The following is a 21,340-nucleotide window of genomic DNA, read 5'->3' as shown; positions in this document are numbered from 1 at the left end:
TTTCCACGTCTATATTTTTTAGCGAATGGTTTGTAGAACCTCTTTAAAGGTTTGTATAACTGTATTTACTTCGTCGTATTTAATCGTAAGTGGGGGCTCAATTCGAATGGTTTTTGAGTTTACTAGAGTTCCAGCAACAAGAATTCCTCGTTCAAACATGCCTTTCGAGACTTCCCAACCAATTTCATCACGTTCAAATTCGATTCCGATCATCAAACCTTGGCCTCGAATTTCCATTACAAGATCTTCATGACCTTCGGCAGCATCCTTTAATCCTTGTAAGAAATATTCTCCTACCTCTGCAGCACGAGCTGGCAAGTTCTCTTCTAACAGAACGTCAATTGTTGCAATGGCAGCCGCACATGCAAGTGGGTTTCCACCAAATGTAGTTGTATGCATGAACGGATTATCAAACCAGCTTTTAAACACCTTTTCTTTTGCAACGATGGCACCTGCTGGCATCACACCACCACCAAAGGCTTTGGCTAGACAAAGAATATCAGGAACGACTTGATACAAGTCCGATGCGAACATTTTACCTGTACGCCCCATACCCGTCTGTACTTCATCAAATATTAGTAATGCATCATATTGGTCGCATAGCTCACGAACCTGTTGAAGGTAACCTTCTGGCGGAAGAATAATTCCACCTTCCCCTTGTATTGGCTCTAACAGTACCGCAGCAACATCTTCTCCAACGAGTGCACAGGTTTCAAATGTTTTTCTCATCATATCAATGTCACCAAACGCTACATGTCGAAATCCTGGAATTAAAGGCAAGAATGGTTTACGGAACACTCCTTTTGCTGTTCCTGAAAGCGACCCGAGACTCTTTCCATGGAATGCACGAGTAGTAGAAATAAAGGTAGTTCTGTCGCTATACATTTTGGCAAGTTTTAATGCAGCCTCCACACTTTCCGTTCCACTATTAGTAAAGAAAGAATATTTTAAATCTCCTGGAGTAATATCTGCTAATATTTTCGCTAACATTGCACGGAGGGGATCTAATAAGTCTTGGCTATGCAGAGCTTGACGCTTTAATTGATCGCTAACCGCCTTCACGACTTTTTCATTACGATGACCAACATTGTAAATACCAAAGCCACCAAGACAGTCAATGTATTCCTTGCCATTTACATCCTTAAAACATGAATCTTTATCTGACCATTCAACCGCTGCCGATAGTCCACCCTCTGTAACGGTTTTTCGGTAATCAAGGAATCCCGGATTCACATGATCACGGAAATGCTGGATGGTTTCCTTCGAAATCCAGTTTGCTTCTGCTTCTGTGATTTCCTCTTTTTCTATCATTTCTAACACCTGTTTAATGTACTGGTGTACGTTCTTTTCCTTTACTTCCTCTTGTTTCCTCTCAATATTGGTACTCATATGATCTCTCCTATTCACGTTTAATTTGAAAACCAACCAATGGGTTCGACTTGTAAATTGATATTAATTTGCTTCATTTCTTGATACGTTTCGAGACCGTACGTTCCAAGCGCACGCCCGAATCCGCTTTGCTTACATCCACCCCAAGGCGCCTCGTTGTAGGTATTATGGAAGGTATTAATCCAGGTAATTCCCGCTCGAATTTGTTTGACCACACGAAGTGCCTTTGCTCCATCCCTCGTAAACACGGCTCCAGCTAATCCGTAAAGAGTTCCATTTGCTAACGTAATGGCTTCCTTCTCATCTTTGAATTTTTCAATCACAACGACTGGACCAAAGATTTCTTCTTGAACAATTCTCATACTTAAGTTCGCATCAACAAAGACAGTTGGCTCTACAAAGTATCCGTCCTGTAAGCCATCCTTCTCGATCCGCTTGCCCCCACAAACCAATCGAGCCCCTTCGTCCTTCCCAATCTCTATATAAGTTAAAACTCTTTCCAAATGCTCTTTGCTTACTAAAGGACCCATTTCTACCTGCGGGTCATTCCCTGGTCCCACCTTAATTTGATTGGCACGTTCAACAAAGCGGGAAACAAATTTCTCGTAAATCTCTTCTTCTACTAAAATACGAGAGCCTGCTGCACAAATTTGCCCTGCCCCTGCGTAGATACCAAACAATGCGTAATCGACTGCTGTTTCAAAGTCAGCATCAGCAAACACAATATTTGGTGATTTCCCTCCAAGCTCCAACGACAATTTCTTAAGGCTGTCTGCGGCTACCTTCATAATTTGTTTCCCTGTTTTTGTACCACCTGTAAAAGAGACAAGATCAACGTCTTTACTCTCTGCCAATTCATTCCCAACAACATCACCAGATCCCATCACCATATTAGCGACCCCTTTTGGTAAACCTACCTCCTCAAAAATTTCAAATAATCTTGTTGGAGTTACTGGAGTCACTTCGGATGGTTTATAAACCACCGAATTTCCTGCGGCAAGTGCCGGCGCTAGTTTCCAAACACTTAATAATAAAGGATAATTCCACGGAACGATTAACCCACAAACTCCAACGGGTTCACGGACGACGATCCCTTGCACAGGATCAGAGACCGGGTACGTCTCACCATTAGGCTTTGTAATTAAACCTGCGTAATAACGAAAGCATGCAGCGGCATCCGCCACATCAAAGCTAGCTTCTCTTAATGGTTTTCCATTGTCTAATGTTTCTAGTTCGGCTAACTCCTCTGCTCGCTCCTCTATTTTTTCTGCAATTTTATATAAGTAAGACGCTCGTTCAGCTGGAGGAGTCTGTGACCAAATCCCGCTTTCAAAGGTGGACTTTGCAATCTGAATGGCTTCTTTTACATCCTCGATTGTTCCTTCCGCTGCTTGTGCAATTACTTCACCAGTTGCTGGATTAAAAATGTCACGTGTTTCTTTATTTTGTGATTCTCTCCATTCACCATTGATATACATCCTTAATGCATGCATGTTAATCAATCCTCCTTTTTTATAAGTAATGCAAGAATCGTGCCAACCCTTATTTCTTTATTTGCAAGGACCCCATAAAAAAAGTTATGCAGTTTTGCATAACCCTAGTTAATTTTGCATAACTTCCTTTTCTACATCAAAAATGGCACAGACATTTGTCTGCACCATCCTATTTAAAAGGAGACTTCTCCATATTTGGCTTGTCTATCATTCATGATTTTTTGATACTTTCTACTAACGGAGGACTGGCTGATGCCGAGTGCTTTTGCTGCTTTTGTTGTGGTTTTATATTGCTTCATCGCCAGCAGGATTAATTGCTCCTCAATATAGTCTTGTGCTTCCTGAAGCGGCATGACATTCGTGAATACTGGTTTCTCTTTATTAAAATTACTAGTAAAGGATAAAAATTGATTCACAAAATCAGCATCCAGAGCTGGGTGATCAGCCGACACCGCTAATCGTTCAATCATATTTTGAAGCTCACGAATATTTCCTGGCCATGAGTACACCTCAAGTAAATTCAATGCATCCGGAGTAAAATGGTAGTTTTTATTGTATTTTTCATTCAGTCTTTGAAGAAAATGATAAGCTAACAGTGGTATATCTTTTGGGCGTTCTCGTAAAGGTGGAACATGAATAGGAATAACATTCAAACGATAATATAAGTCCTCACGAAAGGTTCCTTCTTGAACCATTTTTTCTAGCTTTTTGTTTGTCGCTGCGACAATTTGTATATTGATCGGTATCGGAGTCGTACTTCCAATTGGAACAACTTCTTGTTCCTGCAGAACACGTAACAATTTCACTTGGAGACTAACAGGCATTTCTCCAATTTCATCTAAAAACAAAATTCCTTTGTCAGCTTTTTGAAAGTAACCTTCTTTTCCATTTTTATCAGCGCCTGTAAACGACCCTTTGCTGTACCCAAACAATTCGCTTTCTAAGAGATTTTCAGGTATCGCCCCACAATTAAGCTTTAGAAATGGTTGGTTTGCACGGCTTCCACTCTGATGAATGGCCTGTGCAATTAACTCCTTCCCTACACCTGATTCCCCCGTAATTAAAACCGTGGAGGAAAAATGAGAAATCTTCGTCACATGCTCCATAATTTGTTCCATTTTTGGACTACAATAAATGAGTCGGTTAAAGAAGCGATCCTTACTTTTAATCCTCTCAAGCTCCTGCTTATATTGGTCCGATTGCTTCTTCACTTCACGTAATTCAGATTTTAACTTGGTTGTTTCTGTAATATCCCTTGAAGCAATAATGATTCGGTCAATATTTCCTTTTTCATCAAAAATCGGGTTACCTACCGCTAGAATCCGCTTATTTCTCTTTGTTTCCTGAACAATCGAAACCTTTTTCTTCTGTTCCAATACTAACCGAGTAACAGACGGTGTGAATAGACCTTCACCTTCAAGCTCCAAAAGGTTCTTCCCAGTTAGTTCCTTTAACTCCACTCCCCAAAAATCAGAAAGAAACGTTTCACTATATCGAAGCAGCTCTCCTTTATGATTCACTACTAAAATTTCGTCATAAATCGTTGATAAAATGGCATTTAAATCTTTATTTAGATTCTTGATATGTTCAATCTCCATGGCCATATCCTCAACCATTGGCAAATCTTGAACGATAATAATAATTCCTTCTACTTCATTATGAAAGTCGAAAATCGGACTATAATCCACTAGAACACCCATGGTATCAGTGATCTGAATTTGATTTAATATGGTTTGACCAGATGCAAACACTTGGTGAATATGTTCCCCATGAAAAATGGAGTCAGCTGGCTTTCCGGAAACCTCCTCTGAAGTTAGCTTCGTCATTCGTAGGCCTGACTCATTAAAATTAATAATCTTCTTTTCACGATCAACAACGAAAATTCCCATTGGAATAGAGGTTAAAATGACCTTTAGCAAATCGACACTTCCATGCGATTCTTGCTTGAATAATAGCGCAAGGACATCCTCGCGTTTGATATAACCCGATGGCTCCCCTTGATCATCGATTACAAGGGCAAATGGTTCGCCGATAATTTGAAAAAGAGCAGGAACAGAAATTGTATTATTTAACTTCGACACATTGGCCATGGGAACTGCTTTTGCTTGAAAAATGTTTGCTAGATTGATCGTTTCGCTAAGAGGCACATCTTTCATTTGAATATAGGAGAGTATCTCCTCATCTTTTCTAAGAAAAAGAATGGGCTCATTGTGCTGTTTAAGACATGCAACCCAATGTTCTTCATGATCATTCAAATCAATGGAGATGATGGGTCTTATTTTATCTTTTTCTAAAGTAAACAAACGTCCCCCTCCTTCTGTCCTTTTCTTTCAATTATATACTGCAAAAATATTAATTTTCAAATTTTCAAATAAGTACGAAAAGGGAGATGGATTAACCATCTCCGCACACCTCAATCACTACCTGTTGGAATCAAATCATCTTTTATAAAAGCAAGGACCATGCCAGGAATAATGCAGTCACCTGTTTTTACTTCTATTGAAACAACTTCTCCACTAAGGCCTACGCTCACTGTTTCCAGATGTCCATTTTCCATTCGAATAGTAAATAATTTTTCCCATTCATAAATTCTTGAATGAACCTCAATCGCTACTTCCTCTACCTTCCCACTAACAGCACTTACAACAAAATCGTGATTCATGCCTCTCACTCCTAGATTAATATTGATCAGACACTCTTTTGTGGCAAAGTACCATCTGAAAAAACACCTTACAATCCTCGATATCCACATCAAAAATTCCTAATCGTTCAGCCCAAAACTCTTCATTCTCAATATCCTCTTGGCACATTAACGCCCACTTCCCCGCTTGCATAGAAACGACCATTGCTTTATCAAAAAACTGATCTGAATAAACAATCGTAAAATCATAACGATGCGATCCAATCGATAAGCAATAATAATGGATGGGTTGCGTTTCTCTTTCTTCTAATAACACCTCAACCATTTCAATCAACTCCTCTCATATTTTGATCCAGCCACGAAGCTGTGATGTTTCTGCTAAAGCCTGGATCCCCACGATATAAGCAGCTACCTTTAAGTTTGCGCGATACTTTTTACTCACTTGGAGGATTTGATCAAAGCTGGTTTCCATTTTTTCTTTTAATTTTTCATCGACCTCCCGCTCTGACCAATAATATCCTTGATTGTTTTGGCACCATTCAAAATAAGAGACTATGACTCCACCTGAATTTGCTAATATGTCCGGCACAACGAGGATATCCTTTTCCTCAAGTATGTTTATCGCCTCCTTGGTGGTCGGACCATTCGCTGCTTCAAGGACAATTTGACATTTTACCTTTTCAGCATTACGTATCGTAATCTGACCACCAAGTGCCGCCGGAACAAGGACGTCACACTCTTTTTCTAGTAATTCTTGATTCGAGATCGTGTTCTTAAATAGATTCGTTACTACACCAAAGGAATCTCGACTATCCATTAAATACGGGATGTCTAAGCCCTTTTCATCATAGATGCCCCCAAGCACATCGGAGATCCCGACGATCTTCGCTCCTAACTCATACAAGTACAATGCCAAATGACTTCCTACATTTCCAAAGCCCTGTATGATAATCTTTAAATCTTTTATAGGAAGATTCTTAACTTCTAACACCTTTTGGAGCGTATATAGTAATCCTTTTGAGGTTGCCGTTTCTCGTCCTTTTGAGCCTCCTAAAGCAACAGGCTTTCCGGTAATAAATCCCGGATTATCAAACTCACGAATGAAGTTGTACTCATCAAGCATCCAAGCCATAATCTGTGAATTCGTATATACGTCGGGCGCTGGAATATCCTTCGTTGGTCCAACGATTTGGCTAATCGCTCTCACATAGCCTCTGCTTAACCGCTCCAGCTCTTGTAAGCTCATTGTTCGAGGATCACATACAATTCCCCCTTTTGCACCTCCATATGGAAGACCTGTAATCCCACATTTCATACTCATCCAACCGGCTAAGGCTTTCACCTCTTCTGGTGTAACATCTGTATGAAATCGAATTCCCCCTTTTGTTGGACCTGTCGCATCATTATGCTGAGCACGAAATCCTCGAAAAATCTTGGTCGTGTGATCATCCATACGAACAGGGATTTTCACCTCGAGAAAACGCAATGGCTCCTTCAAAAGTTCAAACACTTCGTCAGGATATCTTAGAATATCCATCGCCTCTTTTAAGATCGAATGAAATTCTAGTAAGGGATTGTCTTGAATTCCTTCCTTTCTTTCGATCATTTGATTTTTCGACTCGATCATTGAGTCAGCCATAATAACACCTCATTTTCAGAATTTACTTTTAAGAGATGCAAGAGCCGTGCCAACTCAGCAAGTGCATGAAATGGCTTTATCCCGTTACCATTACCGATCACTTCCGCATAGACTATTCAATTCTGCATAATTAAAACCACAACAAAAAATCCCCTTAACATGACCGTTTACCTAGTCACCTATAGGGGATTGGAAAATGTTTTCTCTATACTTAATTTGTTCATAGAAGATAACTGACAATGTTTGTATGACTAAAAATATAGGAAATGATAAGGCTATATGATACCCTTTTTGTAGAGTGATGATCCCTAACTGGGTAAACAGCCAATGAGCACTCACTCCGACAATCGCCCACGCAAACACATAAAAAATAACCTTCTTCTTATTAATTTTAAACCTATGATAAAAATAGAAAAAGAAATACCCAAAAGGACTAAATAAAAGGAAATATACCAAATCCATTATTTCATAAGAATTCGAATCGTTAACTCTATAAAAATCGAGAAGTCCCCCACCTATCGTAAACTCGATTAATATCCCTACTGAAAAACCCCAAACCAAACTCAAAAGTGTGATATGTGGTTTAAATATTTTTTTCCTTAACAAAAGAAAGAAAACAACAAAGAAAAAAGCAATTAAAATCGTAAGGTAAATCTCATTGCTATCAAATTGCTTCCACATTCTCATGACATCGTTACCTCCTCTTTTTTAAGTTTCCTAAACATTTGTAAGGAGAAGTAAGCTATCAAATGAAGAGAAAGAAAATATAGAACGTCATACATCGTATTCCAATTATTTAGCTTTGTAATATTAAGAAAGTTCCCTATCTTCACTAATACAAGAAGAATAACCGTAGATAGACCTACGTATAAATAAGCCTTTCCATTCACATTGGCTGATCTAACGGCATTTAACGTAATAACAATGATCAAAGGGATACTAATACTCCGATTAATTAAAAAGGCTGTATAATCCAATGGTTGTCTTGATAATTCAAGAAACTTAAACTCTTCAAATATGATCCAAGACCAGTTCACGCTTACGATTAAAATGATTAAATATACAAATATATTCTCAACAAAAGAAAGTGATTTTTTCATTACCGAAAACAATACTGTTACAAGCCACGATACAAAGAAAAAGAAGACGAACCCCAAGTTAATCCTCCTAAGAAAGTTTTGTTTATCTTTTACCAAAATACAATGATATATGCATATTTGCATAAAAATGAAATTTTTCCCACCACTTTATAATTATTATAAATAACCGATATAAATGATACACCACATCTCTTTGTAACAGAGATAGAACTTCACAACAAAGGAGAACCCCATGTTTACCGTACCAGACTCCGTCTTCATTCTTGATAGTGAGTATAAGCTTTCACTTGTCATTTTATCTATATTGATCGCCTGTAGTGCCTCTTATACCGCACTCTCTTTGAATGAGAGAATCCAACAAAATAGCTTCTTTCATCGTTTTATTTGGATTGGATTAGCTTCCGTAGCGATGGGCTTTGGCATTTGGTCCATGCATTTTATTGGGATGGGTGCATTCAGTCTTCCATTTGAAATGCAGTACGACCCTTTTTTAACAACCCTTTCGATCTGCCCTGCCTTAATTGCATCGCTTTTAGCCTTTTATATAGCTAATCGCCAGAAAAAAACCATCTTTGCATTTATTATTTCTGGAGTCATTATGGGACTGGGCATATCAACAATGCATTATATGGGTATGGCTGCAATGAAAATGGAGGTTCATCATGCCTATAAGCCTGGAACTTTTACTGCATCCATTGTGATAGCGATGACTGTTTCCTTCGTTGCACTTTACATTTTCTCTTCATTGCAACGTTTGATGGACCTTAGAGTGATTAAAATCGTGACAAGTTTGATCATGGGCTTAGCGGTTTCTAGTATGCACTATACTGGGATGGCTTCTGTGGTCTTTTATGTAGATGCTGACACCGTGATTCCTACGAACCACTCTCATGAAAGTCATACATGGATTTTAGTCCTTGCAGTTGCCATTGGAACTTCCGTTTTACTCATTCTTTCTAGTTTATCGGGAGCATTGGATCGATACGTTGATTACCGAATGAACTTTTTTGATTCATTGACGAAACTTCCTAACCGACGTCAGTTTGAACGAACCATTCATCAGGTATTACACGCAAATACAGTAGCAGTTCTTCATATTCATGATTTAGAAAAATGGAATATGGGATATGGATACAAGTTTGGAGATAGAATTCTTACTGAAGTAAGTCAGTTACTATTGCAATTAAATTCATCTTCATTAGACGTCTATCGAGTAGAAGGCAACCGCTTTGCTTTCATTTGTAAGGAAGAATCTAATGAAAAACTAAAAATAACATTAGAGAGAATTTCCTCTATACTAAAAGTTCCCTTACAGTTCGATGACCATGCTGTTCTTGTTAAAACCGTCAGTGCCATAGCTGTTAAAGAAAACAATGAAACTGCGAAACAGCTTTATGCTAATGCTGTTGCAGTCCTGCACCACCCGTCAATCGAGTATACTAATCAAGTTGTGGAGTATGATCCAAAAATCCATACGTATAATTTTGAACAGCGCCTCTTGTCCGATATTGATATGGCCATGGAGAAAGATCATTTGTATATAGTTTATCAACCAAAAATTAATTCTTATTCACAGGAAATCTCAGGTGTCGAAGCACTTATCCGGTGGAATCACCCTGTTCATGGCTTTCTCTCACCAGGTCTGTTCATACCAGCGTTAGAAAAAAGCGGAAAAATGTTTGATGTGACTGATTGGGTCATTGATAAAGTCTGTCAGCAGCTCGATCAGTGGAATAAAGAAGGTCATCCTGTGTTACACGTAGCTGTTAATATTCCTGGAACCTATATTACATCCGCACGATTGCTAAAAACTCTCAATCATTGTGTGGAAAAGTATGATATTTTGGCCAAAAATATCGAACTAGAAATCACAGAAACGAGTGTTGTAAGTGATATTGAAAATGCGATACGGGCAGTAGGAGACATACGAAAACAAGGATTTTCTGTAGCACTAGATGACTTTGGTACAGGTGTTTCCTCATTGTCGTATTTAAAAAGATTACCCATTTCAACATTAAAAATTGATAAATCGTTTGTAGACGGTGTACCAGAGTCTAAGAAAGAATCTGCGATTATTACAGCCATTGTTTCACTCTGTCATTCGTTGGACATTGAAACCGTAGTTGAAGGGGTAGAAAATGTGGAACAATTCAACTATTTAACCTCCATGCCCAAAAGTCCAACCATTCAGGGCTTCTATTTTGCAAAACCAATGAAACAAGAAGAACTGATTTCTTGGATAAAGCAGTTCCATTCAAAATGCGATGGAGTTACTCCTTCTTTATAATCTTCCTAAAAAAGTACCGCGCTCATGATGCGGTACTTTTTTGTGTTTGCTGTGACATAAAGCATATGGTCACCAGCTATGAAAATGATATGCTAGCGGTGCACAAAAGGAGGGATTTCATATGAAGCGAATTATTACACTCAGCTCTCGCAAACTTGTAGATACTGTAAAGCACGGTGGTTGTGGTGCTTGTCAAACATCTTGTCAGTCAGCCTGTAAAACTTCTTGTGGAGTGGCTAACCAAAAATGTGAGAACACCCTGAATAGATAAAATACATATACCGCCCACTTCATCCAAATGGGCGGCTATTTTTTTAAGGAGATTAATCATACATATGATCCATCAATATAAATTAAACGGGTACAATATTGTCCTTGATACGTACAGCGGCTCTGTCCATGTAGTCGATGAACTTGCGTACGATATTATCGGTCTATATGAACATGCTTCTTCAGATAAAATCACCACATTGATGCTGGAAAAATACCAAACCAATCCTGAGATTACGGAGGTAGAAATACAAGAAACTCTCACAGATATTCAGGAACTAATCAATCATGGACAGCTTTTTACAGAGGATGAATTTAGTGATCTTTCCATTGACTTGAGAAATCGCAAAACCTATGTTAAGGCGCTTTGTTTCAATGTTGCACATACTTGTAATCTTTCCTGCGATTACTGCTTTGCTAGCCAAGGGAAATATAACGGTGACCGAGCTATAATGAGCTTTGATGTCGGAAAAAGAGCCATTGACTTCTTAATAGAAAACTCTGGGCACCATCGAAACCTCGACATTGACTTTTTTGGTGGAGAACCACTTATGGCATGGAACGTGGTCAAACAGATCGTTTCATATGCACGCAGCAAAGAGAAGGAATACCATAAGAAATTTCGTTTTACTTTTACAACCAACGGAATGCTCTTAAACAAGAAAGTAACCGAATTTTTAAACGAAGAGATGGATAATGTCGTTCTAAGCCTAGATGGTAGAAAAGAGGTACATGATCGACTTCGTAGAACCGTTAATGGAAAAGGCAGCTATGACCATATCGTTCCTAAATTTCAGGAGTTCATTAAGAATCGTGGAGAAAAAGAATATTATGTTCGCGGAACTTACACACATGACAATGTAGACTTTACCAATGACATTTTTCATATCGCAGACCTTGGCTTCGATAAGCTGTCCATGGAACCAGTTATTTGTAACCCAAAGGAACCTTATGCCCTAACCGAAGAAGATCTTCCCGAGATCTATAACCAATACGAAATTCTTGCGAAGGAAATGATCGCTAGAAACGAAAACGGAAAAAAATTCACCTTCTACCATTACATGCTGGATTTATCCGAAGGTCCTTGTATTCAAAAAAGAATCTCAGGTTGCGGCTCTGGAACGGAATACCTTGCCGTTACACCATGGGGTGAACTCTTCCCTTGTCACCAATTTGTTGGCGATGAAGAATTTAGCATGGGAAATATCTGGGATGGAATAACAAAGCCAGAAATACAAGCTCAATTTAAAGCTAGCAACTGCTACTCAAAGCCAGAATGCCAGAACTGCTGGGCTAAACTTTATTGTAGCGGTGGTTGCCCGGCTAACTCACTACATGCAACGGGCTCCATTAACGGAACGTTTGAATTTAGCTGCGATATTTTTCGCAAAAGAGTCGAATGTTCAATGATGGTTAAGGTGGCTGAATCTATTGGAGAAATGGAAATATAGTAACGCTAAACCATGCCTTATCAAAGTCCCTAAATGTTCACTTATTTGAAAAGAAATCTGCACCGATCCTTCATCTTTCTTTTGTAAGATAAAAGAGAGAGGATCATCTTGGAATACAAAGAAAGGGTGATTGTAAATGAACTATGATGAAATCAAACAAGACATCAATTTAAAAATTGAGGGTCTACAAAAACGATTAGAAGACCCAGATTTAACCCCCTCCGAATCGGAAATGATTCAGAATATGATTGACAACTACCAGTATATTTCAGAACTTGCGGAAATGAATCATTATCATAGAGGATTGCTATAGTATTTTGTTACAAGGGCTGGATAAGTCCTTGTATTTTTTTAAATAGGAAAAGTAGTTACCACATATTTCTTACATACTAGGGGCATTTTATTACCTATTAATGTGTAAGGAGAAATCAACCGTGAACGAAAAATTATTCAAGTCAATTAATCAATACTCAGGTCGTTTTTCTCTATTGGATTTTTTAATGATATTTGTCTCAAATAAAACTCGATATGTCTTTATCCTTGTATTAATTTTTATGTGGTTTAAAAAAGGTCCTCACAAAAAAGCAGTTTATAACGCGGGGGTTTCTGCTGGAATTACACTATTTATCCATACCTTGATTAAGCTGTTTTATTTCAAGCCAAGACCATTTGTGAAAAGACGAGTGGGAATTCTTATTCCTTCAAAAAGAGATTCGACTTTTCCAAGTAAACATACTTTACTTGTTTTTGCTATTTCAACTTCTATTTATCTTTATGACCGTGTAATAGGTTCTGTGTTGTGGGTTTTAGCTTTATTAACAGGGTTCTCTCGTATTTGGGTAGGACACCATTATCCGTTTGATATTATAGGAAGCGCCGTTATCGCTACCATAACTAGTATGATTTTAGATAAGACCACAAGGAGAAATTTGGGATGTGAAATAGACGCTCTGAAAAAACCTTAAAGAATACCCAACACAAAGATGGGTATTCTTTAATTAATACTTTATTAATTGGCTTTTTCGGGGCCTTTATTAGGGACTAACTCTTCTGCAATTTCGGCTAACCCAGCCAAATTCCCCATTTTACTCATTTTTGCTATATCAATATTATTCATTATGTTATTAACAGGAGATTGTGTCATTCTATTTCTTCTCAACCGAATGGCAGCTGCACTAAGTCCTAAACTTATTAATGAGCCCCATATCCAACCTTTACCATTCCTTTTCTTCCCGAATAATGCCATTAAAGGGTTTCTTCTTAGTTGAAAAAATGACGAAATCCACTTATTCATTTTACCCCCACCTTTTTTTGATATATAAGCTTACTACTCATTACTAGAATTCTCCTTATAAACATAAAAATTCTGATAAAAATTTGGTTTAGAATTTCTAGCTTGTAAAACTTCTATACAATAAAAGATCCATTATATACCACACAATCTGGTGAATAATGATTTTAATTTAAGGAAAATTATAGGTACTAAATAATTTTAAATAAGATATAGGAGGATGATGAAAATGAACAGAAAGTTGTTGTACACTTTCATTACTGCTTTGTTGTTACTTGTCAATATAACCGCCTGTACCGCAAATAATGATAATAATCTTGAACCAGATGATGATGTGAATTACAGACCAGTACGCTACAATCAAAACAATGATGATGTAGACCTTGACACCAACCCAAGAGATGTAAGAGATGTTAAACAGCCTGGAGAAATGGACACTCCATTTAACATGGATGAAGAAGAACCCGATCCAGATGAGGAACCTTCTGAAGAACGCAGAGGAGATTAAAAGAAAAAAAAGGTTGTCGGGAAATTTATCCGACAACCTTTCTTTCTTATTGAAAGTTCTTGCTATTTTCTGATCCCCCAGTTCCGTGCATATCCTTATAGTGTTTCTCTAATTGCTGAACAGATAAACCTGGATGCATGTTCATCATATGTTCTTTCATCTGACCAAAATTCATGGTTTTAACGTTCATCATTGATTCCATGTCTTTATGCATCATTTCTACCATTTCGAAATCAGAGTTTACCATCTTATCCATCATCATTTTATCGTGTGTAATCCCTTCACTATCTTGGGCTGAAACGTAATAAAACCCTGTCCCTCCTCCAATAAGTAATCCAGCTCCTAATGTAATGACAATTAGAGTTTTTTTCATCATGCACCCTCTCCTTTATTTTTTAATCGTAAATTCCTCATGTATTTACTATCACTACACCCTTACTATAAAAAAAAAGCATGGAGAAAGTATGGAGATTTTGAAGAATCCTTTAATTTAAATTGGATTAATTTCAGTTTTGGACTCTTCACCTTAATAGAGAATGAGCATATAATAATAATGAGGTGCTAACTATGTGTGTTTCTAATCATGCATTTGAATTACAGGCATATAAACTGAGTGAACAAATAATTGAGCATACCATCTATCATCCTTTGAAAGTTGTTTATTTTGGGGAGAAAGAGGTAGATGTAAATCAAATTAGTGCGATAGAGCTAATTACAAAAGTTATTTTGCAGGACAACGAAGGACATGTATATGAGGTGGAACCGAGCGAAAATGGGGTAAGGTTTTCCAAGGGAGAGATCACCTATCAGGAGTATTTAAGGCGAGGAAAGAAGGATATTAGGAATCAAATTACTTACTCTTCTGCTTCCATTGGCTTCCTATTTATTATGAGTTGGGCATTGGTTGAATATTTTCTTTAAAAACCACAAAAAAAGACATGACAGAGCTGTCATGCCTTTTTTGCTGTATGTCTATTGATCTCCTTCAGCAGCCATTGCATCAGCCTTCGTTTTATGAATGGTTCCAAAAGGATGCTGTGGAGGAGCATAGATCGAGTAGAGTTTAAGTGGGGTATTCCCTGTATTGATAACATTATGCCATGTAGCTGCTGGGATCATAATAGCAAAATCATCAGCTACCTTTTCCTCAAAGTCTAACTGATCTTTCTTAGCCCCCATTCTAACAATCCCTTCACCTTCTTCAACCCTTAGAAACTGATCAAGATGAGGATGTATTTCTAACCCAATGTCCTCTCCCACATTAATGCTCATTAACGTTACCTGTAAATGAGTTCCTGTCCATAAGGCGGTTCGAAAGTTTTCATTTTGCTTGGTGGCCTTATTAATATCCACAACAAAAGGTTTTCCTCCAAAATCGGTTACTCGTGGGGCGAGTTCTTCACTTAAAAATCTAAGACTCGCAGCATTCTCTTGTTCTCCCGTTAATGCCCACAAAAATACATTCTGTATCATGGGATGCTGAATGGTCGAAAAACCTTTTTGATATTCTTCGTATCCCTCAACTTCGGCTTCATACGCCTTTTGCAACCCATCTCTGTAGTCATCAAAATGGATTTGATCGAGTTGATATACTGGCACAGTACCAGTAAGTTGAAAATAAAGATTATTAAACTGTGTTAGTTGGGCTTTTTTTCTTTCTAATGCATACAAGATATCATTCTGATGCATCTCATTTGGAGCTACATGAACTAACTGTCTATATAGCTCAATGGCTTCTGCTTCCCTTTTTATTCCACTAAGTAAGACATCAAATACTGGTTGAACATTGTCCTCATGATTCCTATTCATATAATTGGGAGAATAAGTCGAAGGATTTACCCAATAAGGATATGAATACGGATTTGAAACATAATACATGTTGGTCATTACCTCCAAATTTTTTATAGACCATCATATGCCTCAGGGTAAAAAAAGTACTTTGATTTACATAATTAATATAGTTGACACATTCACTAGAACATTGAACCAAAACATTTTATGTTATATTCAAGATATAGTTTTTTTTAGAGAGAATGTACATTGAGGAGGATTGTAATATGAAATTTATCGTACATAAAGAGTGGCTTCTTAAAAATCTGAATCATGAAGATGTAAGAGTCATTGATTGCCGCTTTGCACTTGCTAACCCTAAATTAGGAAAGCTAGAATACGATCACAATCATATTCCAGGCGCGATTTATTTTGATTTAGAAAAAGATCTTTCAGGACAAGTGAGTATTCATGGTGGAAGACACCCTTTGCCTGACATACACGAACTAAAAGAGAAACTTGAAATCGCAGGCATTGATCAAGATACGACTCTTGTCGCTTATGATAACGGTGAAGGAGCCTATGCATCTAGGTTTTGGTGGATGCTCTCTTATCTAGGACATAAAAAAGTCTATGTACTTGATGGAGGATATAAAAATTGGACAAAAGCTAACTACCCTACTACAGCTGATGTACCTGTTTTTGAAAAGTCCAATTTCCATGTCGACCTACAATCTCATATATTGGCTGACGTAAAAGAGGTGCAAGAAGTCGTATCTGGAAAGCATCCAAACGTCGTATTAATTGACTCTCGTGAGAATAAAAGATACTTAGGAATAGCAGAACCCATTGATAAGAAAAAAGGCCATATTCCAGGAGCGATTAATAAGCCTTGGATGGAAGGACTTCATGAAGGGTATTACCATTCTGTAGAAGATCAAAAAGAGAGATTTTCAGATATAGATCCTGATAAAGAACTGATTGTTTATTGTGGGTCGGGAGTAACTGCTGTCCCGAACTTCCTAGCTTTAAAAGAAGCAGGCTTTGAACATGTGAAACTGTATCTAGGTAGCTTTAGCGACTGGATTACTTATGAAGAAAATGAGATAAAATGAATGTAAAAAAGCCTGACTGCATAGTTAGGCTTCTTTTATTCTCTATTATTCACTTTTTCGCTGTGCTAATTGAAGGGCTGTGTCTGAGGCGGTAAAATCAACCGATAATTGTTCGCTTAAGTTATGAGGATGATAAAACCCTCTTGAAACCATATAGTTTGTAATATTTTCATGCGTTTGGATGGCTGCCCGCAAGTGTTCTCTTAAAACAGACCGTAATTCAGGCGTAGCCGCTTCTGTAATAGCCACCGTATAATTTCTTACCCCCGCTTTGGCAGATATTAAGAAATCTGTTGCTATCACCTGATCCGATAATCCACCCATACCCACCATATTTTGAATCAATTGGTTCATTGCTGTTCCTCCCTATTGTTTAAAAATTGCTGTAACTCTTTAACCTGTTGCTGACCTGCGATCATATCATTTGTCAAAATTGCTTTTAAATCCACGTCTTGTGCTAATGCACTCATGGTCGTTGACTTCGTCAAACTGATGCTTTTAAAAGTCAGAAGCTCATGAACATCCACCGTCTCATGTAACCCTAAGTATTTAACCATTCTTTTCACTCCATTACATTCATATTTACACTTTTATATTTTCAAACAGATACCTAATATTCATTCGTAATTTTATCGGAACTAGCATAAAAGAAATTAAAGTTTGGAGAAAATAAGGATTGGAAACGGAGGTGTTTGTATGAACAACGAGAGTTTAGCCCTACACGAAACATTAGAAACTCACGAAATTATTAACTTTAAAACGGTTAGCTTATTAAGATCAAAATTAATGATGGGTATTTGTTTTAATAATGAGCTAAAGCAATTAATGGCCAAGAATGTGGAGCAGTCCATTCAGGATATCAATGAATTAATCCCTTTCTATAAACAAAGTGACATACTTCACTAAACTGGAGGTGAAAAGATGCAAGATTATTTAGACCCAAGAAATGCTGAGGGTATGCCGAATTTAGCCGACTCAACCTTCGCCATGGATTTTTTATTATCCGTTAAAAATGGTATTCGAAATTATGGATTTGCAATTACAGAAACCGCAAATCCTGAACTAAGAAGAGTATTAACAAAACAACTTGAGGCAGCCATTGATTTGCACGGAGAGATTTCTGAATTGATGATTAAAAATAAGTGGCTCCATCCTCATGACTTCAAAGAGCAATACAAGATCGATATGAAAGGCGCAGAAACAGCTGTTCAAATTGGACAAATGGAGCTTTTCCCATTAGATACAGACAGAGGCGGCATGTTTGCCACACCTAATCAATAGAAAGAGGGACTGTTTAAATGAAGGCTGTAACATATCAAGGAATAAAGAATGTGGAAGTTAGAGAAGTAAAAGATCCTACCATTAAAAATTCTGATGATATCATTGTAAAAATCACTTCCTCAGCTATTTGCGGGTCAGATCTGCATCTAATTCACGGAATGATTCCTAACATGCCTACCGATTATGTCATTGGGCATGAACCGATGGGAATAGTAGAAGAAACTGGACCCGGTGTAAGGAACTTAAAGAAAGGCGATCGGGTAATTATTCCCTTTAATGTGAGCTGTGGTACTTGTTGGTATTGTAATCATGATCTCACAAGCCAATGTGATAATTCTAATCCTCATGGAGACATGGGTGGATTTTTTGGGTACTCCGAAACCACGGGTGGCTATGCGGGTGGACAAGCCGAATATATGAGGGTACCTTATGGAAATTTCACTCCTTTTAAAATCCCTGAGGATTGTGAAGTTGAAGATGAAAAACTAGTTCTCCTAGCTGATGCAGCTTCCACTGCCTATTGGTCTGTTGATCACGCGGGTGTAAAAGAAGGAGATACCGTCATTATCCTTGGCTGTGGACCTGTTGGCTTACTTGCTCAGAAATTCGCATGGTATAAAGGGGCAAAAAGAGTCATTGCTGTTGATTATATTGACTACCGTCTACAACATGCCAAACGTACAAACAAAGTCGAAATCGTCAATTTTGAGCAGCATGAAAACACGGGTGAATACTTAAAAGAAATTACAAAAGGTGGAGCCGATGTGGTCATCGATGCTGTAGGGATGGATGGAAAGTGGACACCAATGGAGTTTCTTGCAAGTGGACTAAAGCTTCAAGGTGGAGCCATGGGGGCACTTGTAATGGCCACTCAAGCAGTTCGTAAAGCTGGAACGATACAAATAACAGGTGTATATGGCGGACGCTATAATGGATTCCCACTTGGAGATATCATGAACCGAAATATTGATATTAAAACTGGCCAGGCTCCAGTTATTCCATATATGCCATTCTTATACGACCTATTTTCAAAAGGAACGATTGATCCTAGCGATATCGTTACACATGTCATTCCACTCGACCAAGCAAAGCATGGATATGAAGTTTTTGATACAAAAACGGAAGATTGTATAAAAGTAATATTAAAACCATAGGAACAATAGCCCAGTTCATAGACCCTATAAGTTTATACTGGGTTTTTTCTTTCAATAAAACGGACGTCAACCCCTCTGGGTCAACGCCCTCATTGTTATTTTCCACCTGTAAATGAGATGCCTTTAATAAAGTAACGGTTAAAGAAGGCATATAACAATAATACAGGTAGGGTAAATACCATGGAAGCTGCCATGATATAGTTCCAATAGCTAACGAATTGTCCTTTAAAGGTGTTCAAGCCTAGTGGTAGGGTAAACATTTCGATATCCGTTATAACGATAAGAGGTCTCATAAAATCATTCCAAAACCCCATAAAAATAAAGATGGATTGAGCAGCTAGTGCTGGCTTTGCGAGTGGCAACACCACTCTAAAAAATGTTCCGAACTTACTTAAGCCATCTATCTCAGCCGCTTCTTCTAACTCTTTCGGAAAGTTAATAAAGAACTGTCTCATCATGAAAATATAGGTTGCATTGATCATGCCAGGTACAATCATTCCTTGGTAAGAATTTAACCACCCTAATTCTTTTAGTATTAAATAGTTAGGAATCATCGTTACTTGTGCAGGAATCATAAGTACTCCTAGAATAATAATGAACAATGCTTTTTTACCTGGAAATGTTAGTCGAGCAAGTGCATATCCAGCCATTGAGTTGAAAATTAAATTTAAGAAAGTCCCAACTCCAGCAATAAATAAGCTATTAAACATCCATCTTGGAAAATGTTCTTGTTCAATAAAAATTTGTTTATAGTTTTCTAGAGTAAAATTTTTCGGGATAAAAGACATCGATCCAGAAACAATCTCTTGTAGCGTTTTAAAGGATGAAGATAATGCCCACAAAAAAGGGACTAGAGTTGTTACTGCATAAAGGCCTAAAATCATATATAAAATGGTCTTTCCAACCTTATTTTTCTCCATTAACCTTCCTCCCTTTCTTAGTATAGTGATTCCTCTTTTGAAAATTTACGTTGTAGCAAAGTGGCTACTAAAATAACAAATGCCAACAGAAACGCTAGCGCTGCTGCATATCCCATCGTTCCCAGCGTCTTAAAAGCATATTGGTATACAAGAAGGACCACGGTTAAAGTTGAATTGTCCGGCCCACCAGAACCTGCGGAGAAAATATACGATTGATCAAATAATTGAAACGTTCCGATGATGCCCATAATGACAACAAAGGATGTGACAGGTCTTAAGTTAGGAACAGTAATTTTCCAAAACCTTTGCAACACATTGGCTCCATCTAGTTTGGCTGCTTCATATAACGATTCGGGAATGTCTTGAAGAGCTGCTAAGTAGATCACCATAAAAAATGGAGCAGTAGACCATATATTCATAAACATGATTGCATTCAAGGCAATAGCTGGATCTCCCAAAAAATTATAGGTTGGAAGACCAATGAAATCTAAGATATTATTAATTAATCCATCTTTGTTATACATCCACATGAAGATTAATGTAAGTACAGCGGAAGATGTTAGGGTCGGTAGAAAGTATACAATTCGAAAGAATGTTTGACCTTTTAATCCTGCATTCAATGTTGCCGCTAATATTAGCGCTAAAAATGTCTGGCATGGAACAACAATGACTACGTACTTAAACGTGTTCCAGAGTGCAATTTTTGCCCTAGTATCCTCCAGAATTCTCTTAAAATTATCAAATGCCACAAAATCAAACGTTGCATTACCTAATAATTGAACCTTATGAAAGGATAGAAAAATAGTATAAAAGATTGGTCCAATGATAAAAAGTCCTAACACAATTAAAGCAGGAAACATAAAGGTATAACCCTGTCCTGTTTCGCGGAGAGCTTTTCTGGAAAACTTCTTGTTCATTCCCACTCCACTCCTTTTCTTCTTCTTGAAATGAATGTTCTGGCTGTCAGAACTCGTTCCACCTATGTTTGAGCACATAAACAGAACGAATTCTACAGACATTTAAATGTAGAG

At 37.7% G+C, this 21,340-nt stretch carries 26 protein-coding genes; 11 read left to right on the top strand and 15 right to left on the bottom strand.

Going from position 1 to position 21,340, the window contains the following annotated elements; genetic code table 11:
- Positions 1 to 18: 18 nt before the first annotated feature.
- The 8 genes from M3175_RS22665 to M3175_RS22630 all read right to left on the bottom strand — a co-directional run bounded on the left by M3175_RS22665 (position 19) and on the right by M3175_RS22630 (position 8,319).
- On the bottom strand, positions 19 to 1,389 hold the full coding sequence (locus M3175_RS22665) for a putrescine aminotransferase (protein WP_251523811.1): 1,371 nt from the start codon (positions 1,387 to 1,389) through the stop codon (positions 19 to 21).
- 20 nt (positions 1,390 to 1,409) lie between these two features.
- Positions 1,410 to 2,882: an aldehyde dehydrogenase family protein gene (locus tag M3175_RS22660; protein ID WP_251523809.1), complete on the bottom strand. Its 1,473-nt coding sequence runs from the start codon at positions 2,880 to 2,882 to the stop codon at positions 1,410 to 1,412.
- 173 nt (positions 2,883 to 3,055) lie between these two features.
- A complete protein-coding gene (locus M3175_RS22655; RefSeq protein ID WP_251523808.1) occupies positions 3,056 to 5,185 on the bottom strand; it encodes a sigma 54-interacting transcriptional regulator in 2,130 nt (709 codons plus the stop codon).
- Positions 5,186 to 5,295: 110 nt separating this feature from the next.
- A complete protein-coding gene (locus tag M3175_RS22650; protein WP_251523806.1) occupies positions 5,296 to 5,544 on the bottom strand; it encodes a biotin/lipoyl attachment domain-containing protein in 249 nt (82 codons plus the stop codon).
- A gap of 16 nt (positions 5,545 to 5,560) precedes the next feature.
- Positions 5,561 to 5,848, bottom strand: a complete 288-nt coding sequence (locus M3175_RS22645) for an SAV0927 family protein (RefSeq protein WP_251523804.1) — start codon at positions 5,846 to 5,848, stop codon at positions 5,561 to 5,563.
- 15 nt (positions 5,849 to 5,863) lie between these two features.
- Positions 5,864 to 7,162, bottom strand: coding sequence for a Glu/Leu/Phe/Val family dehydrogenase (locus tag M3175_RS22640; protein WP_371321720.1), 1,299 nt, complete (start codon positions 7,160 to 7,162; stop codon positions 5,864 to 5,866).
- 171 nt (positions 7,163 to 7,333) lie between these two features.
- A complete protein-coding gene (locus M3175_RS22635) occupies positions 7,334 to 7,849 on the bottom strand; it encodes a hypothetical protein (protein WP_251523802.1) in 516 nt (171 codons plus the stop codon).
- Positions 7,846 to 8,319: a hypothetical protein gene (locus tag M3175_RS22630; RefSeq protein WP_251523800.1), complete on the bottom strand. Its 474-nt coding sequence runs from the start codon at positions 8,317 to 8,319 to the stop codon at positions 7,846 to 7,848. The genes M3175_RS22635 and M3175_RS22630 overlap by 4 nt, the downstream gene beginning before the upstream one ends.
- A 175-nt stretch (positions 8,320 to 8,494) precedes the next feature.
- On the opposite strand from M3175_RS22630, the gene M3175_RS22625 reads away from it, so the two are divergent.
- From M3175_RS22625 to M3175_RS22605, 5 genes are all read left to right on the top strand, one after another.
- Positions 8,495 to 10,549 (top strand): bifunctional diguanylate cyclase/phosphodiesterase, encoded by a 2,055-nt coding sequence (locus M3175_RS22625; RefSeq protein WP_251523798.1) that lies wholly within the window; start codon positions 8,495 to 8,497, stop codon positions 10,547 to 10,549.
- A 121-nt stretch (positions 10,550 to 10,670) separates the two neighbouring features.
- Positions 10,671 to 10,820: a six-cysteine ranthipeptide SCIFF gene (scfA, locus tag M3175_RS22620; RefSeq protein ID WP_251523796.1), complete on the top strand. Its 150-nt coding sequence runs from the start codon at positions 10,671 to 10,673 to the stop codon at positions 10,818 to 10,820.
- A gap of 64 nt (positions 10,821 to 10,884) precedes the next feature.
- Positions 10,885 to 12,270, top strand: a complete 1,386-nt coding sequence (gene scfB, locus M3175_RS22615) for a thioether cross-link-forming SCIFF peptide maturase (RefSeq protein WP_251523793.1) — start codon at positions 10,885 to 10,887, stop codon at positions 12,268 to 12,270.
- A 136-nt stretch (positions 12,271 to 12,406) separates the two neighbouring features.
- A complete protein-coding gene (locus M3175_RS22610; RefSeq protein ID WP_251523791.1) occupies positions 12,407 to 12,583 on the top strand; it encodes a DUF3896 family protein in 177 nt (58 codons plus the stop codon).
- A 121-nt stretch (positions 12,584 to 12,704) separates the two neighbouring features.
- Positions 12,705 to 13,235, top strand: a complete 531-nt coding sequence (locus M3175_RS22605) for an undecaprenyl-diphosphatase (protein ID WP_251523789.1) — start codon at positions 12,705 to 12,707, stop codon at positions 13,233 to 13,235.
- Positions 13,236 to 13,279: 44 nt separating this feature from the next.
- On the opposite strand, the gene M3175_RS22600 is transcribed toward M3175_RS22605, so the two are convergent.
- Positions 13,280 to 13,564, bottom strand: coding sequence for a hypothetical protein (locus M3175_RS22600; protein ID WP_251523787.1), 285 nt, complete (start codon positions 13,562 to 13,564; stop codon positions 13,280 to 13,282).
- Positions 13,565 to 13,790: 226 nt separating this feature from the next.
- On the opposite strand from M3175_RS22600, the gene M3175_RS22595 reads away from it, so the two are divergent.
- A complete protein-coding gene (locus tag M3175_RS22595) occupies positions 13,791 to 14,069 on the top strand; it encodes a hypothetical protein (RefSeq protein WP_251523785.1) in 279 nt (92 codons plus the stop codon).
- Between the two features lie 46 nt (positions 14,070 to 14,115).
- Here the strand turns inward: M3175_RS22595 and M3175_RS22590 are convergent, their stop codons facing one another.
- Positions 14,116 to 14,445 carry a hypothetical protein gene (locus tag M3175_RS22590; protein WP_251523783.1) on the bottom strand — a complete coding sequence of 110 codons (330 nt, stop codon included), beginning with the start codon at positions 14,443 to 14,445 and terminating at the stop codon, positions 14,116 to 14,118.
- 191 nt (positions 14,446 to 14,636) lie between these two features.
- Here M3175_RS22590 and M3175_RS22585 point away from each other — a divergent pair, with 191 nt between their 5' ends.
- Complete coding sequence (locus M3175_RS22585) at positions 14,637 to 14,990, top strand: hypothetical protein (protein ID WP_251523781.1); 354 nt, start codon at positions 14,637 to 14,639, stop codon at positions 14,988 to 14,990.
- A gap of 51 nt (positions 14,991 to 15,041) precedes the next feature.
- On the opposite strand, the gene M3175_RS22580 is transcribed toward M3175_RS22585, so the two are convergent.
- Positions 15,042 to 15,878: a cupin domain-containing protein gene (locus M3175_RS22580; protein ID WP_306663973.1), complete on the bottom strand. Its 837-nt coding sequence runs from the start codon at positions 15,876 to 15,878 to the stop codon at positions 15,042 to 15,044.
- Positions 15,879 to 16,126: 248 nt separating this feature from the next.
- Here M3175_RS22580 and M3175_RS22575 point away from each other — a divergent pair, with 248 nt between their 5' ends.
- The gene (locus M3175_RS22575) at positions 16,127 to 16,954 is read left to right on the top strand and encodes a sulfurtransferase (protein ID WP_251523779.1); all 828 of its coding nucleotides are present in this window, start codon (positions 16,127 to 16,129) and stop codon (positions 16,952 to 16,954) included.
- Between the two features lie 45 nt (positions 16,955 to 16,999).
- Here the strand turns inward: M3175_RS22575 and M3175_RS22570 are convergent, their stop codons facing one another.
- Together M3175_RS22570 and M3175_RS22565 are read right to left on the bottom strand one after the other, a co-directional pair.
- Complete coding sequence (locus M3175_RS22570; RefSeq protein WP_251523777.1) at positions 17,000 to 17,308, bottom strand: spore coat protein; 309 nt, start codon at positions 17,306 to 17,308, stop codon at positions 17,000 to 17,002.
- A complete protein-coding gene (locus M3175_RS22565; protein ID WP_251523775.1) occupies positions 17,305 to 17,511 on the bottom strand; it encodes a hypothetical protein in 207 nt (68 codons plus the stop codon). Before M3175_RS22565 ends, M3175_RS22570 begins: the two co-directional genes overlap by 4 nt.
- A gap of 139 nt (positions 17,512 to 17,650) precedes the next feature.
- On the opposite strand from M3175_RS22565, the gene M3175_RS22560 reads away from it, so the two are divergent.
- The 3 genes from M3175_RS22560 to M3175_RS22550 are packed head-to-tail and all read left to right on the top strand — an operon-like array spanning position 17,651 to position 19,389.
- The gene (locus tag M3175_RS22560; protein ID WP_251523773.1) at positions 17,651 to 17,860 is read left to right on the top strand and encodes a spore coat protein; all 210 of its coding nucleotides are present in this window, start codon (positions 17,651 to 17,653) and stop codon (positions 17,858 to 17,860) included.
- 15 nt (positions 17,861 to 17,875) lie between these two features.
- Positions 17,876 to 18,235: a spore coat protein gene (locus tag M3175_RS22555; RefSeq protein ID WP_251523771.1), complete on the top strand. Its 360-nt coding sequence runs from the start codon at positions 17,876 to 17,878 to the stop codon at positions 18,233 to 18,235.
- 17 nt (positions 18,236 to 18,252) lie between these two features.
- Complete coding sequence (locus M3175_RS22550; RefSeq protein WP_251523769.1) at positions 18,253 to 19,389, top strand: zinc-dependent alcohol dehydrogenase; 1,137 nt, start codon at positions 18,253 to 18,255, stop codon at positions 19,387 to 19,389.
- A gap of 95 nt (positions 19,390 to 19,484) precedes the next feature.
- Here the strand turns inward: M3175_RS22550 and M3175_RS22545 are convergent, their stop codons facing one another.
- Positions 19,485 to 20,309, bottom strand: a complete 825-nt coding sequence (locus M3175_RS22545; RefSeq protein WP_251523767.1) for a carbohydrate ABC transporter permease — start codon at positions 20,307 to 20,309, stop codon at positions 19,485 to 19,487.
- A 17-nt stretch (positions 20,310 to 20,326) separates the two neighbouring features.
- A complete protein-coding gene (locus M3175_RS22540) occupies positions 20,327 to 21,226 on the bottom strand; it encodes a carbohydrate ABC transporter permease (RefSeq protein WP_251523760.1) in 900 nt (299 codons plus the stop codon).
- Between the last annotated feature and the right edge of the window lie 114 nt (positions 21,227 to 21,340).

Source organism: Robertmurraya korlensis (assembly GCF_023715225.1).
Classification (GTDB): domain Bacteria; phylum Bacillota; class Bacilli; order Bacillales; family Cytobacillaceae; genus Robertmurraya_A.
The sequence above is the reverse complement of the archived record's forward strand: the minus strand, read 5'-3'. Positions and strand labels throughout refer to the sequence as shown.

Excerpts from the sequence above, each read along its gene's own strand:
- M3175_RS22590 (WP_251523783.1), bottom strand. The coding sequence starts at position 14,445 with ATGATGAAAAAAACTCTAATTGTCATTACATTAGGAGCTGGATTACTT.
- scfB (WP_251523793.1), top strand. The coding sequence starts at position 10,885 with ATGATCCATCAATATAAATTAAACGGGTACAATATTGTCCTTGATACG.
- M3175_RS22610 (WP_251523791.1), top strand. The coding sequence starts at position 12,407 with ATGAACTATGATGAAATCAAACAAGACATCAATTTAAAAATTGAGGGT.
- scfA (WP_251523796.1), top strand. The coding sequence starts at position 10,671 with ATGAAGCGAATTATTACACTCAGCTCTCGCAAACTTGTAGATACTGTA.
- M3175_RS22555 (WP_251523771.1), top strand. The coding sequence starts at position 17,876 with ATGCAAGATTATTTAGACCCAAGAAATGCTGAGGGTATGCCGAATTTA.
- M3175_RS22550 (WP_251523769.1), top strand. The coding sequence starts at position 18,253 with ATGAAGGCTGTAACATATCAAGGAATAAAGAATGTGGAAGTTAGAGAA.
- M3175_RS22660 (WP_251523809.1), bottom strand. The coding sequence starts at position 2,882 with ATGCATGCATTAAGGATGTATATCAATGGTGAATGGAGAGAATCACAA.
- M3175_RS22625 (WP_251523798.1), top strand. The coding sequence starts at position 8,495 with ATGTTTACCGTACCAGACTCCGTCTTCATTCTTGATAGTGAGTATAAG.
- M3175_RS22635 (WP_251523802.1), bottom strand. The coding sequence starts at position 7,849 with ATGAGAATGTGGAAGCAATTTGATAGCAATGAGATTTACCTTACGATT.
- M3175_RS22650 (WP_251523806.1), bottom strand. The coding sequence starts at position 5,544 with ATGAATCACGATTTTGTTGTAAGTGCTGTTAGTGGGAAGGTAGAGGAA.
- M3175_RS22565 (WP_251523775.1), bottom strand. The coding sequence starts at position 17,511 with ATGGTTAAATACTTAGGGTTACATGAGACGGTGGATGTTCATGAGCTT.
- M3175_RS22645 (WP_251523804.1), bottom strand. The coding sequence starts at position 5,848 with ATGGTTGAGGTGTTATTAGAAGAAAGAGAAACGCAACCCATCCATTAT.
- M3175_RS22595 (WP_251523785.1), top strand. The coding sequence starts at position 13,791 with ATGAACAGAAAGTTGTTGTACACTTTCATTACTGCTTTGTTGTTACTT.
- M3175_RS22570 (WP_251523777.1), bottom strand. The coding sequence starts at position 17,308 with ATGAACCAATTGATTCAAAATATGGTGGGTATGGGTGGATTATCGGAT.
- M3175_RS22545 (WP_251523767.1), bottom strand. The coding sequence starts at position 20,309 with ATGGAGAAAAATAAGGTTGGAAAGACCATTTTATATATGATTTTAGGC.
- M3175_RS22585 (WP_251523781.1), top strand. The coding sequence starts at position 14,637 with ATGTGTGTTTCTAATCATGCATTTGAATTACAGGCATATAAACTGAGT.
- M3175_RS22580 (WP_306663973.1), bottom strand. The coding sequence starts at position 15,878 with ATGAATAGGAATCATGAGGACAATGTTCAACCAGTATTTGATGTCTTA.
- M3175_RS22560 (WP_251523773.1), top strand. The coding sequence starts at position 17,651 with ATGAACAACGAGAGTTTAGCCCTACACGAAACATTAGAAACTCACGAA.
- M3175_RS22600 (WP_251523787.1), bottom strand. The coding sequence starts at position 13,564 with ATGAATAAGTGGATTTCGTCATTTTTTCAACTAAGAAGAAACCCTTTA.
- M3175_RS22665 (WP_251523811.1), bottom strand. The coding sequence starts at position 1,389 with ATGAGTACCAATATTGAGAGGAAACAAGAGGAAGTAAAGGAAAAGAAC.
- M3175_RS22575 (WP_251523779.1), top strand. The coding sequence starts at position 16,127 with ATGAAATTTATCGTACATAAAGAGTGGCTTCTTAAAAATCTGAATCAT.
- M3175_RS22640 (WP_371321720.1), bottom strand. The coding sequence starts at position 7,162 with ATGGCTGACTCAATGATCGAGTCGAAAAATCAAATGATCGAAAGAAAG.
- M3175_RS22540 (WP_251523760.1), bottom strand. The coding sequence starts at position 21,226 with ATGAACAAGAAGTTTTCCAGAAAAGCTCTCCGCGAAACAGGACAGGGT.